Raw genomic sequence first — 14,538 nt, forward strand, 5'->3', positions numbered from 1 at the left:
CCTAGGCTGGGTGCGTGTCGACGCTCAGCGATCTCGTCTATGCCCAGGGCCGATCCACGGGGGCGGACATCGAGTGGCTGCACCGCCTCGCCGGCGACGGCCAGCTCCTCGCCGACCTGGCCTTCGCCGACATCGTGATCTGGGTACCGACGGTGGACGACTCGTTCATCGCCGTCGCCCACACCCGGCCGAGCGGTGCGGCGACCCTGTTCTACCGGGACATCGTGGGCGACATGGTGCGCCCGCAGTGGCGCACGCAGGTTCGTGACGCGTTCACGCGGGTCGAGATCGTCGATTCGGCATCCCCGGACTGGTTCGAAGAGACCCCCACGCGTGTGCGCGCGGTGCCGATCGTGCGCGCGGCCGGCGCCGGTGAGCAGTCGCCCGTGGTGGTGGGCGTGCTCACGCGGCACACCAACCTCGGCGAGGCGCGCACCCCGTCACGCCAGCAGATCACCTTCAACGACTGCGCCGACGACCTCTTCGGCATGATCGCGAGCGCCGACTTCCCCGACCTCGCCGCACCGACTTCTCCACGACGGGGTGCCCCGCGCGCCTCCGACGGTCTGATCCGCATCGATGTCGACGGCACCACCACCTTCGCCAGCCCCAACGCCCTCTCCGCGTTCAACCGCCTCGGCTTCGACGACGAGCTCGAAGGGGAGTCCCTGCTCGAAGTGGCCACCGGCATCCTGCCGAAAGGGCGCGACTTCGATGAGTCGTTGCCGATCGTCATGGCCGGTCGTGCACCGTGGCGGGCCGACCTGGAGGCGCGCGGGGTCACGGTGTCACTTCGCACCATCCCGCTCAAGGACCACGGCACCCGGATCGGCGCCATCGTGCTGTGCCGGGACGTCACGGAGATCCGCCACCAGGAGCAGGAACTGATCACCAAGGATGCGACGATCCGGGAGATCCACCATCGCGTCAAGAACAACCTGCAGACGGTCGCGTCGCTGCTGCGCATCCAGTCGCGGCGCACGCACTCGGATGAGGCGCGCGACGCCTTGACGCATGCCATGCGCCGGGTCGCGGCGATCGCCGTGGTCCACGACACGCTGTCGGAGGGGCTCGCTCAGAACGTCGACTTCGACGACGTCTTCGATCGGGTGCTCAAGCTCGTCGCGGAAGTCGCCGCGTCGCCCAACACCCGCGCGCGTACGCGGAAGACCGGCACGTTCGGCACGCTGCCCAGCGAGTACGCCACGCCTCTCGCTCTTGCTCTCACAGAGCTCGTCACCAACGCCGTCGAGCACGGTCTGGTCGACCAGGAGGGCGAGGTCGAGATCATCGCGGAGCGCACCGAGGATCGACTCGGCGTGAAGGTGCGTGACACCGGCGTCGGCCTGCCGGAAGGGCAAGTCGGTCGGGGACTGGGCACGCAGATCGTCCGCACTCTCATTCAGGGCGAACTCAGCGGCACGATCGACTGGCACACGCTCGTCGGCTCGGGCACCGAGGTGACCATCGAGATCCCGATGCGCTACCTGGGGCGCACCCAGAGCTGAGCTCCAGCAACACCGGCGAGATCATCGTCGACGGTGCGAGCGGGAGCGGGCGGGCGCCGCCTCAGCTTGCGCGGCGGGCGCGGGCAGCGCGGCGCTTCAGAGCCCGGCGCTCGTCCTCGGACAGCCCGCCCCACACGCCCGAGTCCTGACCGGTCTCGAGGGCGTACTGCAGGCAGACCTCCGTGACGGTGCAGCGCGCGCACACGGACTTGGCTTTCTCGATCTGATCGACAGCAGGCCCGGTGTTCCCTACGGGGAAGAACAGCTCGGGGTCGACGGTCAGGCAGGCGGCTTTGTCGCGCCAATCCATAGGGGGTGCTCCTTGATGCGGGATGAGAAGTCGGGTGGGTGTGACGTCGGGCGTCGATTACCCTGATGGTGTGCGAGCAGACGCTCGCCCCACGCCACTGTGGGAGCACACGGATAGATCAATGCTCCCATGGTCATTCAGATGAATCAAGGGTGAACTCGGCATTTCCCCCGGCGTGTGCTGTGTACTGCCTGTATCGGAGGGCCTGCCCGCATGATGACGACGCCAGCAGAGCGGACCGGTTCGGCCATTCTGGCGCTGGAGGCGCTCGCCGTCCTCCTCGTGACCGGCTGGGAGATCGTTGCCCTGGTCACCGGCGACACCGACGACGCGGTCAGCTCGATCGCGCTCATCGTCCTCACGGCGATCGGGGCGGTGGCCCTCGCCGCCTTCGCGCTCGCCGTCTGGCGGGGTCATTCCTGGGGGCGGTCCGGGGGGATCGTCAGTCAGCTCCTGGTCATCGCGGTGGCGCTCGGCGCCATCACGGGCCCGACTCCGTCCGTCTCCACGGCGCTGCTCACAGCGATTCCCGCCGTCATCGGATTGGTCGCCCTCTTTCTCGCGGCCCGGACAGCCGCCGCGCGGCGCGGCGACGAGCGCCGCTGAGCGACCCCGAGCGCCGCTGTGGACGCGACGGGTCAGCCGACGCCGAGCAGGGAGCGCACCCGGGCGACGTGCCCGGTGGCCTTCACGTTGTACAGAGCGTGCGTGACGATACCCTCGGCATCCACGACGATCGTCGAGCGGATGACGCCCTCCACCGTCTTGCCGTAGTTCATCTTCTCGCCCCAGGCGCCATAGGCGTCGTGCACGGCGTGGTCGGGGTCGCTGAGCAGCGGGTAGGTGAGCCCATCGCGCTCGCGGAACCGGCGCAGGGTGGCGGGGTCATCGCGCGAGATCCCCATCACCGCGTAGCCCGCCGCCTCCAGCGGTGCCAGGCTGTCGCGGAAATCGCAGGCTTCCGTCGTGCAGCCGGGAGTCATGGCGGCGGGATAGAAGAACAGCACGGTCGGCGTGCCGCGCAGGTCGTGGAGGCTGACCGGTGCGTCGTCCTGATCGACGAGCGTGAAGTCGGGAGCGGGGGTACCGGGTTCGAGGCGTGGCATGGCTCCAGCCTACGATCAAGCGAACGTGGAGAGCAGACGCTGCAGCGAATCCAGTCGCGCCGCTCCGCGCTCTCCCAGGCGTCCCTCAGCCACCGCCTCGATCAGTGCGCAGTCGGGCGCGTCCGGAAGGTGCGTGCAGCCGCGAGGACACTCCTCGGCGACGACGGCGAGATCCGTGAATGCCCGCAGGATGTTCGCGGGGTCGACGTGTCCGAGCCCGAACGATCGCACGCCGGGGGTGTCGATCACCCACCCGCGGCCCTCTGCCGTCACGTAGCGCAGCGACACGGTCGAACTCGAGGTGTGCCGGCCGCGGCCCGTCACCTCGTTCACGTGCCCTGTTGCGCGATCCGCCGTGGGAACGAGGGCATTGACCAGCGTCGACTTCCCGACACCGGAGTGGCCGACGAACACGGTCGAATGGCCGATGAGGCGGTGCCCGATCTCCGCGAGAGGCATCTGGACGCGGCCACTTGTGAAGATCTCCAGATCGTCCACTCCCTCGAAGTGCGCGAGGAAGGGCGTGGGATCGGCCAGGTCGGTCTTGGTGACGACGAGCAGGGGATGGATGCCGGCGTCCAGCGCCGCGATGAGGTAGCGATCGACCAGCCGGGGTCGCGGTTCGGGGTCAGCGGCGGCGACGACGACGAGCATCTGGTCGGCGTTGGCGACCACGACCCGCTCGACCTGGTCGGTATCGTCGGCGCTGCGCCGCAGCAGCGACGTGCGCTCCTCGATCCCGACGATGCGCGTCAGAGTGCCCTCATCGCCGCTGGTGTCGCCGACGACGCGCGCACGGTCGCCGGTGACGATCGGCTGCTTGCGCAGTTCGCGCGCGCGTGTGGCGAGCGCGGTGTGCTCGTCGGGGCCGTCTTCGTCGATCAACACGGTGTAGCGGCCACGGTCGACGCCGAGCACCCGTCCGATCACCGCATCGGCGTGGGCGGGGCGGCGCTTGGTGCGCGGGCGATTCGCTTTCGGATTGGGGCGGACGCGGATGTCGGCCTCATCGAACTCGAGGTCGTCGTCGTCTCCGAGATCGAGCCAGCTCATCGCACGCTTCGCATCGGGCGGCTCAGCCGTCCGCCGACCCGGAGAGCATCCCGGTCCACAGGGCGGGAAATTCCGGCATGGTCTTGGCCGTGGTCTCGATGTGGTCGATCTCGACGCCGGGCACGCGCAATCCGATGAGGGCGCCCGCTGTGGCGATGCGGTGGTCGTGGTGCGCGCGCCACAGGCCGCCGTGCAGGGGAGCAGGCACGATGCGGATGCCGTCGGGAAGCTCCTGGGCGCTTCCGCCGAGTGCTTCCAGGTTGCCGATGAGCGCGTCGATGCGGTTCGTCTCGTGGCCGCGGATGTGTCCGATGCCGTGGAACGTCGTCGGGGCGTCTGCGAAGGCAGCCAGCGCGAACAAGGTCGGTGTCAACTCGCTCGCCGCGCTCAGGTCGAGATCGACGCCAGCGATGTGGGGTCCGCCGGTCACGGTCAGGGCGCCGCCGCGGCGGGTCGCGCGCCCGCCCAGCAGGGAGAGGATCTCGGGAAGAAGCGCACCGGGCTGTGTCGAGCTCGCCGGCCACCCGGGAACGGTCACGCACCCCTCCGTCAGCATCGCCGCCGCGAGGAAGGGCGCCGCGTTGGACAGGTCCGGCTCGATGGAGGCGTCGCGTCCACGGAGCGTGCCGGCGGGAACGACCCACTCGTGGGGCGTGGGGTGCTCGACCTGGATGCCGCGACGCGCCAGCGTCTCGATGGTCATGTCGATATGGGGGATGGAGGGCAGGCGCTCACCGGAATGGATGAGGTGCAGGCCCACGTCGAAGCGGGGTGCGGCCAGAAGAAGTCCCGAGACGAACTGGCTCGAGCCGCTCGCGTCGATCGTGACCTCGCCGCCGCGGATGTGGCCACGCCCGCGGACCGTGAAGGGCAGCGACCAGGTGCCACCGTCGTCGATGTCGGCACCGATCTCGCGTAGAGCCTTGATCATCTCGCCCATCGGGCGGTGCAGGGCGCTCGGGTGTGCCGTGAGGGTGACGTCGCCGTGGGCCAGTCCGGCGAGGGGGGCGATGAAGCGCATGACGGTGCCGGCCTGACCGCAATCGATCTCGACGTCACCGCGGAAGGATGCCGGAGGGGTCACCAGCAGGTCGGGTCCGAACCGACCGGAGCCGGGCACCTCGGAGACCTCCACGCCCAGTGCGCGCAGCGCCGCGATCATGCGTTCCGAGTCCTCGGAGTGCAGGGGTGAGGTGAGCGTGCTGGGGCCGTCGGCCAGTGCGGCGAGGACGAGCTTGCGGTTGGTGAGCGACTTCGAGCCGGGCACCGAGACCGTCGCATGCACGGCCTCGTCCGCACGCGGCGCCGGCCAGGGAGAACCTGCCGGCGGAAGAGGGGAATACCCGGTGACTGTCATCGGGTTCTACCCTAACGAACCCGTCCGACAGTGCCGCCTTCGGCGCGACGGGTGCAGCCTGCCGAACGGTGGACGCCGACGAAGAGAGGAGCCCCGTGACCGCGACACTCGCACCCCTGGTGCCGGACATCGCCGACGTAGACTGGGCCCTGATGGAAGAGCACGCGGCCCTCGAGTCGCCGACCCCCGAAACCCCGGCCACAGACCTCGTCCCGGCGGACGAGGTCGACAGCGCCGCGGACGCCCGTGCGCAGTTCGAGCAGCAGGCGCTGCCGTTCATGGATCAGCTGTACGCCGCGGGCATGCGGATGACGCGCAACCCGGCGGATGCCGCCGATCTGGTTCAGGAGACGTTCGTCAAGGCGTTCGCGTCATGGTCCTCGTTCACCCAGGGCACGAACCTCAAGGCGTGGCTGTACCGCATCTTGACGAACACGTACATCAACACGTACCGCAAGAAGCAGCGCGAGCCCTATCAGGGCACGATCGACGATCTCGAGGACTGGCAGCTCGGCGGTGCGGAGTCCACGACCGCCACCAGCAGCCGGTCGGCCGAGGCCGAAGCGATCGATCACATGCCGGCATCCGCTGTGAAAGATGCGCTGCAGTCGATTCCGGAGGATTTCCGGCTCGCCGTCTACCTCGCCGACGTCGAGGGCTTCGCGTATCAGGAGATCGCGGACATCATGAAGACCCCCATCGGCACGGTCATGAGCCGCCTGCATCGTGGCAGGCGCATGCTGCGCGACCTTCTCGCCGACTATGCGCGCGAGCGCGGCATGGACGTGCCGGTGCCCGCGACTTCTTCATCAGGGAGCAAGAAATGAGTGACTGCGGCTGCGACAAAGCGCGCAAGGACCTGGAAGAGTACCTCCGCAACGAGGTCTGCAAGACCGAGCACGCCGATATCCGTGCGCACCTGGAGAACTGCCCGTCCTGCCGTGACGAGGCGCTGGTGGCCACGACGCTGACCGCCGTCGTCGCTCGTGCCTGTAAGGAGACGGCTCCCGAAGAGCTGCGGGACCAGGTGCTGGCGCGGTTGCGCGCCGAGCAGGCCACCCACCACTGAGCCGCCGCGACGCGTCAGCCGCGGCGGTCGAGCCGGCGGGTTCCGTCTGGCGACGTCGCCCGTGACACCTCGGGTGGGAATACCCGCAGCGCGCTCGGAACGGCCTCGATCTCCAGGGGGAGCGTGCCCGTCGGGTCGCCGTCCGCGTAGGCGGTGGTGCCGCCCGCCTGGAGCCGGACCCGGCGTGCTCGTGCCGTTCGCACCTCGGGAAGAGTCGTGTGGGTCCCGCGGTACACCCGCGGCAGCAGACGCAGCAGGCGGGCGCGCCCGAGGGGACGCACGAGGGTCAGATCCAACAGGCCGTCCGAAAGGTCGGCATCCGGGCAGATCGGGATGCCGCCGCCGTAGGTCGGCGCGTTTGCCACCGCGGCCATCAGCAGTTCCTCGTCGATGAACTCCACCGTGCCGTCGGCACCTTCGAGCTCGATCGAGAAGCGCGCTGTCGTCAGAGCGACGAACTCGCGAAGGATCGCGACGTCGTAGCGTCGAGGCCCCCGTGGCCACCGCATGCGATTGGCGCGGTCGTTCACGCGGGAGTCGAAGCCGCTCGCCAGCACCGTCGCGTACAGACGCGACGAGTCGTCCGCCCGACGAACCCGGGCGAGGTCCACCGTCCGCGTGGCGCCGACGATCACGGCATCCGCAGCCCCGATGGCATCTCGCTCTCGCAGTCCCAGCGCCGTCGCAAAGTCGTTGCCGGTGCCGGTCGGGACGATGCCGAGAGGAATCTCGGTGCCGGCCAGCTCCTGCACCGCCAGATTCACCGTGCCATCCCCACCGGACACGACGACGGCATCGACCCCCATGTCCAGCGCCATGCGCAGCAGGTCGGTGGACTCGGCCGCGCTGCCGCCGGCGATCGTCGTCGTGCGGATGCCGTGGGCGCGCAGCCGCGTCGCGACCGCGTCGGCGGTGTGCGTGCGCGCGGCGGCGCGGGCCGTCGGATTGACGAGGAGTGCGACGTCCATGTCGTCCTGTCGAAGACTGGGCCGCCGTGGGGCTCGGCGACGTGCGGGTGTTCGCCTCATCATGCCTGTCGCGGGATCGCGACGCGGCCGCGACGCGGCTGCGGCATCCGTTTCGTAACGTTGTCTGCATGAACACGGTACGTCGCCCGCTCGCCTTCTCCCTTGCGCTCATGGTCGCGAGCTGCGCCACCCTCGCAGGCTGTGGCGTTCGCGTCTCCGATGCCGGCGTCGCGACCCCGACCGCGTCGGCGCCGTCACCGACCGACACGGCGAACGTTCGGGGCGTCGTCGACGATGAGCGCATGGCGAAGCTGCAGCGCAGCCGCTGGAGCGACACGGTCACCCAGCACGTGGTGTGCGTGGACGGCGCCTACACCGTCGACCGCAACGCCGACGCGATGGTCGTGGAGGTGACGGGCGCGTGCCGGGAGGTGACGATCTTGGCCTCCGCAGCGACCGTCCTGCTGCCGGCCGTGGACGAGCTCAGCGTCCAGGGCGACGGGAACATCGTGATCATGGCCGCTGCGCGTGAGGTCGTCCTCGACGCGGGTGCGGACGCGAACCTCGTCGGCTGGGAGAGCGGGACCGCTGTCGTCAAGGACGCCGGCACGCTCAACGGCACGACGCCGATCTCCTGAACTCGTACCGATTCAGACGGTCAGAGCCTTCTCGAAGATCGCGGCCTGCTCGCGCGCGTGCACCTTCGGTGAGCCGGTCGCGGTGGAGGCGGCGGCGGCGCGGGACACGCGGCGGATCGTGCGTCCGTGCAGGTGCTTGACGACCTCGAGCGCGATGAACGGCCAGGCGCCCTGGTTCTCGGGCTCGTCCTGCACCCAGACCAGCTGGGCGTTCGGGTAGCGGTCGATCACGGCGTTCAGCTGATCGATCGGAGCCGGGTACAGCTGCTCGAGACGGACGAGAGCGACCTGCGGGTTCGGCTTCTTGTCGAGCTCGGCCTTGAGGTCCCAGTGGATCTTGCCTGAGTGCAGCAGCACCTTGGTGACCGCCGACGGGTCGAGGTTGCGATCGTCGTCCAGCACGGGCTCGAACCGTCCGGTGGTGAAGGCCTCGACGGGACTCGTCGCTCCGCGAAGGCGCAGCATCGCCTTGGGGGTGAACACGATCAGGGGACGACGGGGACGGGCGTACGCCTGGCGGCGCAGCAGGTGGAAGTACGACGCCGGGGTCGAGGGCCGCGCAACGGTCATGTTCTCCTGCGCGCACATCTGCAGGTAGCGCTCGATGCGGGCGGAGGAGTGGTCGGGACCCTGACCCTCGTAGCCGTGGGGGAGCAGCAGCACGACGCTCGACTGCTGGCCCCATTTCTGGTCGGCCGCGGAGATGTACTCGTCGATGACCGACTGGGCGCCGTTCGCGAAATCGCCGAACTGCGCCTCCCACAGGGTGAGGGTGTCGGGACGCTCGACGGAGTACCCGTACTCGAACGCCATCGCCGCATACTCGCTGAGAAGGGAGTCGTAGACGTAGAACCGGCCCTGGCTCTCGGACAGGTTCGCCAGCGGCAGCCACTCTTGTCCGTTCGCCCGGTCGTGGAGCACGGCGTGGCGCTGGACGAACGTTCCGCGGCGGGCGTCCTGGCCTGCCAGGCGCACGTTCGTGCCTTCCATCAGCACCGACCCGAAGGCCAGCAGTTCGCCGAAGCCCCAGTCGATCTGCCCGTTGCGGCTCATGTCGAGGCGCTTCTCGAGCAGCTGCTGCAGCTTGTTGTGCACCGTGAAGCCGTCGGGCTTGTTGACGAACGCGTCGCCGATCTGGTGCACGACCTCGGTCGAGACGCCGGTCGTCTCGGGCTCACCGACGGCCTGCTCCACGCCGCCCGTGACGGCGGGGGAGACGATGCCGGTCGCACCGGTCTCGGCGGCGTGGGTCTCGGCGAACGCGATCTCGAGGCGGTTCTGGAAGTCCTGCTTCGCCTTGTCGTACTCCTCCTCGGTGATGTCGCCACGACCGACGAGCGACTCGGTGTAGAGCCGGCGCACCGAGCGCTTCGCCTCGATGAGGTTTGTCATCAGCGGCTGCGTCATCGACGGGTCGTCGCCCTCGTTGTGGCCGCGGCGGCGGTAGCAGACGAGGTCGATGACGACATCGCGGTTGAACTCCTGGCGGTACGCGACGGCGAGCTCGGCGACGCGCACGACGGCTTCGGGGTCGTCGCCGTTGACGTGGAAGATCGGCGCCTGGATCGTCTTGGCGACGTCGGTGGCGTAGACCGAAGTGCGGCCGTCCTGCGGGAGCGTCGTGAAGCCGACCTGGTTGTTCACGACGACGTGCACCGTGCCGCCGGTGCGGTACCCGCGCAGCTGCGACATCTGCAGCGTCTCGACGACGACGCCCTGGCCCGCGAAGGCCGCGTCCCCGTGCACGAGGATCGGAAGCCACGAGAACGTGCCGATCGGCATGCGGTCCTGCTTGGCGCGGACGACGCCCTCCAGCACGCCGTCGACCGTTTCGAGGTGCGACGGGTTGGCGGCCAGGTACACCGGCAGCTCCTCCCCGGCATCCGACACGAACGTGCCCTGCGTACCGAGGTGGTACTTGACGTCACCGGAGCCGCTCTTCGAGCCGATCGCGACGGAGCCCTCGAACTCGCGGAAGATCTGGCTGTAGGTCTTTCCGGCGATGTTGGTCAGGACGTTCAGGCGCCCACGGTGCGCCATGCCGATGGCGGCGCCGTCGAGACCCGCGCCCGCTGCCCCCTGCAGGATCTGATCCAGCAGCGGGATGAGCGACTCGCCGCCCTCGAGGCTGAAGCGCTTCTGGCCGACGTACTTCGTCTGCAGGAACGTCTCGAAGGCCTCGGCCTGGTTGAGCTTGTCGAGGATGCGCAGCTGCTCGTCATGGCTGGGCTTCTGGTACTTGACCTCGACGTTGTCCTGGAACCACTTGCGCTGGCCCGGGTCCTGGATGTGCATGTACTCGACGCCGATCGTGCGGCAGTACGAGTCGCGGAGCACGCCGAGGATGTCGCGGAGCTTCATCAGGCGTCGTCCGCCGAAGCCCCCCGTGACGAACTCGCGGTCGAGGTCCCAGAAGGTGAGGCCGTGGTTCTCGATCTCGAGGTCGGGGTGCGTGCGCTGCACGTACTCGAGCGGGTCGGTGTCGGCCATGAGGTGGCCGCGGACGCGGTAGGAGTTGATGAGCTCCTGTACGCGGGCGGTCTTGTCGACGCGCTCTGCGATGTCGACGTTGATGTCGCCGGCCCAGTGGATCGGCGCGTAGGGGATGCGCAAGGCCGCGAAGATGCCCTCGTAGAAACCGCGCTGACCGGTGAGCAGCTCGTGCACGATCTTCAGGAACTCGCCCGAGCCCGCACCCTGGATGACCCGGTGGTCGTACGTGCTGGTCAGGGTGATCGTCTTGCCGATGCCGAGCTCGACGAGGGTCTTCTCGCTCGAGCCCTGGAACTCGGCCGGGTACTCGAGGGCGCCCGCGCCGACGATGCAGCCCTGTCCCTTCATGAGGCGCGGCACGGAGTGGACCGTCCCGATTCCGCCGGGATTGGTCAGCGAGATCGTGGTGCCCTGGAAGTCGGCCGCCGTCAGCTTGTTGCCGCGGGCGCGCTTGACGAGATCCTCGTAGGCAGCGAGGTACTCGCCGAAGGTGAGCGATTCGGCCTGCTTGATCGAGGGGACCATCAGCGCGCGCGAGCCGTCGGGCTTGGGCAGATCGATCGCGATGCCGAGGTTGATGTGCGCCGGCGCGACGACGGAGGGCTTGCCGTCGATCTCGGCGTAGGACACGTTCTGGCTGGGGAAGGCCTTGAGGGCTTGGATCAGGGCCCAGCCGATGAGGTGCGTGAAGCTCACCTTGCCGCCGCGGGTGCGCGACATGTGGTTGTTGATCACGATGCGGTTGTCGATCATGAGCTTCGCCGGCACGGTGCGCACGCTCGTCGCGGTGGGCACGGTCAGCGACTCGTCCATGTTCGCGGCGAGGGTCTTCGGCATGCCGCGCAGCGGCGTGACGACGTCCTCGCGGGCCGCGGGGGTCGGCGTGGGGTCTGCGCTCGGCGCCTGCGCGGGCACGGGCTGCGGGGAGGCGGGGCGGGCCGTCGTGCGGGCGACCGGCTGGGCGCCGACGACCGGGATCGGTGCCGTCATCGGGCGCGGCTCAGCGGCCGCCGCCGGCGACGCGGCGGGAGCGGGCGCGGCGGCCGGAGCGGTGGGAGCGGGCGCAGCATCCTTCTGAGTCTTCTCGTACGCCTCAAGCACAGGCCACCACGCCCGGTCGACCGAGTCGCGATCCTTCGCGAACTGGTCGTACATCTCGGCGACGAGCCATTCGTTGGCCCCGAATTCGCCGTCGCTCGAAGTTCCCACGCCGGTCACCTGACTGGACACGGTTGCGCCTGCTTTCATCGATGAACTTCAGATCGTGCGAGGCCCGCTGCCGTGTATGGCGCGGCCCACACGCACACGTTCATCAAGGGTATCCCAGGTTTTCTGTCGGTACCGTGGGAGTCATGCAGTTCTCCGGCGCGCAGCCCACCGTCGACCTCACGTACTCGGACGTCTTCCTCGTGCCGCGACGATCCGGTGTGACCAGCCGCCTGGACGTCGATCTGTCGCCCCGCGACGGGACCTCGGCGACGATCCCGCTCGTCGCCTCCAACATGAACTCCGTCACCGGACCGCGTCTGGCCGCCGCCCTCGCCCGACGCGGAGGGCTCGGTGTGCTGCCGCAGGACATGCCGCTGCAGGAGATCGACGCGGCGATCCGCTGGGTCAAGGACCAGCCCGTGCGGTGGGACACCCCGCTCGTGCTCGGCGCCGACGCCACCGTCTCCCAGGCGGCGGCGCTGCTGCCCGCGACCGAGGGGCACGGCATCGTCGTCGTGGCCGGCGACCCCGCCCGCGTGCACGTCGACGACATCCTGGGGGTCGTCCCGGCGACGAGGCTGGGCACGGCTCTGCCGGATGCGCGGCTGGGTGACCTCACTCGCGGTCGCGGCGTCTCGATCGACGCCGACGACGTCACCGACGCCCGCCACGCGTTCGATCTGCTCGTCGCCGCGGATGCCGAGACCGTGTGCGTCCTGCACCACGGCTACCTCGTCGGCACCCTCTCGCAGCGCACCGCGCTGCGCTCGACGCTCTACCGGCCCGCGGTCGACGCGAACGGCCGTCTGATCGTCGCGGCCGCCGTCGGCATCAACGGCGACGTCGCCGCGAAGGCGAAGGCCCTCGCCGCCGCCGGGGTTGACGTGCTCGTCGTCGACACCGCGCACGGCCACCAGGAGGGCATGCTGCGCGCCCTGCAGACCGTGTCGGGGCTCGGCCTCGGCATCCCCATCGCGGCCGGCAACATCGTGACGGCGGAAGGCGTGCACGACCTCGTCGGAGCCGGCGCGTCGATCCTGAAGGTCGGGGTGGGGCCCGGCGCGATGTGCACCACCCGCATGATGACGGCCGTCGGCCGCCCCCAGTTCTCCGCGGTGCTGGAGACCGCGCAGGCCGCCGCCGAGCTCGGGGCTCACGTCTGGGCCGACGGCGGCGTCCGCTATCCGCGCGATGTCGCGCTCGCCCTGGCGGCGGGGGCGGCATCGGTCATGATCGGCTCGTGGTTCGCCGGCACCATCGAAGCGCCCGGGCAGCTGCAGGTCGATGAGGGGGGCCGCGTCTACAAGGAATCGTGGGGCATGGCGTCCACGAAGGCGGTCCAGGGGCGGTTCGGTCGGCTGGACGCCTACGAGCGTGCGCGCAAGGAGCTGTTCGCCGAGGGGATCTCGTCGTCGAAGATCTACCTCGATCCGCTGCGGCCGTCGGTCGAGGACCTCGTCGACATGATCACCTCGGGCGTGCGCTCGTCGTTCACCTACGCGGGGGCGTCGACCGTCCCCGAATTCCATGAGCGTGCCACGGTGGGACTGCAATCCGCAGCCGGCTACGAAGAGGGCAAGGCCCTGCCTGTCAGCTGGTGACAGCCCGCGGCATCCACTCCCGCTCGCGCGGCCGAAATCGGCTCGCGCTGCGTTGATTTGAGGAGCGGATGCCGATATCGGCAGCGCGAGCGCGGTCAGCGCAACACCGGATCGCGGGAGTGGGGCCGCGGTTTGATGCTGCGCAGGCCATCGGCGGTGAGGATGTCGTAGACGCGTTGCGGGCGGTCGGCGTCGGTGGCTTCGAGGCGCGAGAACCCGCGCACCTCGCGGCGGATCTCGTTCTCACGGTTCTTCTCGTCGATGACGATGGCCGCAGGCGTCCGCCCCGCCGTGTATTCGGGACTGAGATACTTCCCGCGCCCGTCGATCTCGAGCCAGTGATCGGCATCCGGGAAGTACAGATCGCCGTACACCAGCCGGCCGCTGCGCAGCACGCGCCGCTCCTGCAACCGCGTCGGCGGAAACCCGAGCGCCGCCACCAGCAGCCGCACGTGGGTCTCGCGGACGTTTGCCGACAGCGGCGCCGACGATGCGAGCGCACGGCGCGCACGAGCATCGCCCCGCACGGGCCTCTCGTCGTCGAGGAGCGCTTCGATCTCGGCCGCCGTCGTGAGCGCTCCTCCGGCGCGTCCGGTCCACAACGCCTGATCGATCGCCGTCACTGCGCGCAGGAACGGCAGCAGACGGGCGATATCCAGCGCGGTCTGGGCGGCAGTGGTGATCCGGTGGCGCCCGAACGGCACCGACATCCGTCCATCGCGCCCGAGCGCTCGCCGAGTGATCGCTCCTCCAGAGCGACCGCCCGTGGCGCGGTCGACCGTCACCTCGACTCGCGTCGGCCAGGCGCCGAGCACATCGATGCCCCACACGGCCGCCGCCGCGAAATGCGAGACGAGCGCGGGAGCGCGTACCCGCGCCATCACCTCCTGGACCCGAAGGCAGTGCTGCGCCACGGGGGCCAGCTGCCGCCAGTCGGCGCCCATGACGAAAGCCCCCGGCGCGACGCGCACCCAGGTGCCGTCCGCCAGCATCCGCCGTGCGCGCCGATCGTCCAGCGGTTTGTGCAGTTCACGTCGGCGCAGAACCGCGATGCCCACAGAAGCCGTCATGTGTCGACCCTCGCAGGCGCCGACGCCCCGGCATCCACGCCGACCGGACCCCGTGGACACCCGCGCCCGCAGCCCTGCCGGGGGAGGAGGCTGTGTGCTCCCTCTCGCGCGGTCGAAATCGGCTCGCGTGGCGTCGATTTCGGGCGCCGATGCCGA

General features: G+C 69.6%; 13 protein-coding genes. 6 read left to right on the forward strand and 7 right to left on the reverse strand.

Annotated features, from left to right (window positions below):
- The first annotated feature begins 14 nt into the window (after positions 1-14).
- A complete protein-coding gene (locus AS96_RS03645; RefSeq protein WP_036285785.1) occupies positions 15-1,508 on the forward strand; it encodes a sensor histidine kinase in 1,494 nt (497 codons plus the stop codon).
- Between the two features lie 61 nt (positions 1,509-1,569).
- Here AS96_RS03645 and AS96_RS03650 read toward each other — a convergent pair whose 3' ends face one another.
- Entirely contained in the window at positions 1,570-1,818 is a 249-nt protein-coding gene (locus AS96_RS03650; protein WP_005048317.1) for a WhiB family transcriptional regulator, read from the reverse strand.
- 213 nt (positions 1,819-2,031) lie between these two features.
- On the opposite strand from AS96_RS03650, the gene AS96_RS03655 reads away from it, so the two are divergent.
- Positions 2,032-2,424 (forward strand): hypothetical protein, encoded by a 393-nt coding sequence (locus AS96_RS03655; RefSeq protein ID WP_036285787.1) that lies wholly within the window; start codon positions 2,032-2,034, stop codon positions 2,422-2,424.
- Positions 2,425-2,456: 32 nt separating this feature from the next.
- Here AS96_RS03655 and bcp read toward each other — a convergent pair whose 3' ends face one another.
- From bcp to aroA, 3 genes are read right to left on the reverse strand one after another with little or no spacing between them, the layout of a single operon-like run.
- On the reverse strand, positions 2,457-2,924 hold the full coding sequence (gene bcp, locus AS96_RS03660; RefSeq protein WP_005048321.1) for a thioredoxin-dependent thiol peroxidase: 468 nt from the start codon (positions 2,922-2,924) through the stop codon (positions 2,457-2,459).
- A 15-nt stretch (positions 2,925-2,939) separates the two neighbouring features.
- On the reverse strand, positions 2,940-3,977 hold the full coding sequence (gene rsgA / locus AS96_RS03665) for a ribosome small subunit-dependent GTPase A (RefSeq protein WP_005048324.1): 1,038 nt from the start codon (positions 3,975-3,977) through the stop codon (positions 2,940-2,942).
- Between the two features lie 22 nt (positions 3,978-3,999).
- On the reverse strand, positions 4,000-5,334 hold the full coding sequence (gene aroA, locus AS96_RS03670) for a 3-phosphoshikimate 1-carboxyvinyltransferase (protein WP_036285789.1): 1,335 nt from the start codon (positions 5,332-5,334) through the stop codon (positions 4,000-4,002).
- Positions 5,335-5,429: 95 nt separating this feature from the next.
- Here aroA and AS96_RS03675 point away from each other — a divergent pair, with 95 nt between their 5' ends.
- Both AS96_RS03675 and AS96_RS03680 read left to right on the forward strand, forming a co-directional pair.
- Entirely contained in the window at positions 5,430-6,161 is a 732-nt protein-coding gene (locus AS96_RS03675) for a sigma-70 family RNA polymerase sigma factor (protein WP_036285791.1), read from the forward strand.
- Positions 6,158-6,403, forward strand: coding sequence for a zf-HC2 domain-containing protein (locus AS96_RS03680; RefSeq protein ID WP_005048329.1), 246 nt, complete (start codon positions 6,158-6,160; stop codon positions 6,401-6,403). The genes AS96_RS03675 and AS96_RS03680 overlap by 4 nt, the downstream gene beginning before the upstream one ends.
- A 14-nt stretch (positions 6,404-6,417) precedes the next feature.
- On the opposite strand, the gene AS96_RS03685 is transcribed toward AS96_RS03680, so the two are convergent.
- Entirely contained in the window at positions 6,418-7,371 is a 954-nt protein-coding gene (locus AS96_RS03685; RefSeq protein WP_005048331.1) for a diacylglycerol kinase, read from the reverse strand.
- Positions 7,372-7,499: 128 nt separating this feature from the next.
- Between AS96_RS03685 and AS96_RS03690 the strand changes: the two genes are divergently transcribed.
- A complete protein-coding gene (locus tag AS96_RS03690; RefSeq protein ID WP_005048333.1) occupies positions 7,500-8,009 on the forward strand; it encodes a DUF3060 domain-containing protein in 510 nt (169 codons plus the stop codon).
- A 12-nt stretch (positions 8,010-8,021) separates the two neighbouring features.
- On the opposite strand, the gene AS96_RS03695 is transcribed toward AS96_RS03690, so the two are convergent.
- On the reverse strand, positions 8,022-11,732 hold the full coding sequence (locus AS96_RS03695) for a multifunctional oxoglutarate decarboxylase/oxoglutarate dehydrogenase thiamine pyrophosphate-binding subunit/dihydrolipoyllysine-residue succinyltransferase subunit (protein WP_036285906.1): 3,711 nt from the start codon (positions 11,730-11,732) through the stop codon (positions 8,022-8,024).
- Positions 11,733-11,854: 122 nt separating this feature from the next.
- Between AS96_RS03695 and AS96_RS03700 the strand changes: the two genes are divergently transcribed.
- A complete protein-coding gene (locus AS96_RS03700; RefSeq protein ID WP_036285793.1) occupies positions 11,855-13,312 on the forward strand; it encodes a GuaB1 family IMP dehydrogenase-related protein in 1,458 nt (485 codons plus the stop codon).
- A gap of 95 nt (positions 13,313-13,407) precedes the next feature.
- Here the strand turns inward: AS96_RS03700 and AS96_RS15610 are convergent, their stop codons facing one another.
- Positions 13,408-14,382 carry a hypothetical protein gene (locus AS96_RS15610; RefSeq protein ID WP_231477088.1) on the reverse strand — a complete coding sequence of 325 codons (975 nt, stop codon included), beginning with the start codon at positions 14,380-14,382 and terminating at the stop codon, positions 13,408-13,410.
- Positions 14,383-14,538 lie beyond the last annotated feature (156 nt).

This window comes from Microbacterium sp. MRS-1 (assembly GCF_000585455.1).
In the GTDB taxonomy this organism is placed as follows: domain Bacteria; phylum Actinomycetota; class Actinomycetes; order Actinomycetales; family Microbacteriaceae; genus Microbacterium; species Microbacterium laevaniformans.

Coding starts and splice junctions, on each gene's coding strand:
- AS96_RS15610 (WP_231477088.1), bottom strand. CDS start 14,382: ATGACGGCTTCTGTGGGCATCGCGGTTCTGCGCCGACGTGAACTGCAC.
- bcp (WP_005048321.1), bottom strand. CDS start 2,924: ATGCCACGCCTCGAACCCGGTACCCCCGCTCCCGACTTCACGCTCGTC.
- AS96_RS03700 (WP_036285793.1), top strand. CDS start 11,855: ATGCAGTTCTCCGGCGCGCAGCCCACCGTCGACCTCACGTACTCGGAC.
- AS96_RS03650 (WP_005048317.1), bottom strand. CDS start 1,818: ATGGATTGGCGCGACAAAGCCGCCTGCCTGACCGTCGACCCCGAGCTG.
- AS96_RS03690 (WP_005048333.1), top strand. CDS start 7,500: ATGAACACGGTACGTCGCCCGCTCGCCTTCTCCCTTGCGCTCATGGTC.
- rsgA (WP_005048324.1), bottom strand. CDS start 3,977: ATGAGCTGGCTCGATCTCGGAGACGACGACGACCTCGAGTTCGATGAG.
- AS96_RS03680 (WP_005048329.1), top strand. CDS start 6,158: ATGAGTGACTGCGGCTGCGACAAAGCGCGCAAGGACCTGGAAGAGTAC.
- AS96_RS03655 (WP_036285787.1), top strand. CDS start 2,032: ATGATGACGACGCCAGCAGAGCGGACCGGTTCGGCCATTCTGGCGCTG.
- aroA (WP_036285789.1), bottom strand. CDS start 5,334: ATGACAGTCACCGGGTATTCCCCTCTTCCGCCGGCAGGTTCTCCCTGG.
- AS96_RS03685 (WP_005048331.1), bottom strand. CDS start 7,371: ATGGACGTCGCACTCCTCGTCAATCCGACGGCCCGCGCCGCCGCGCGC.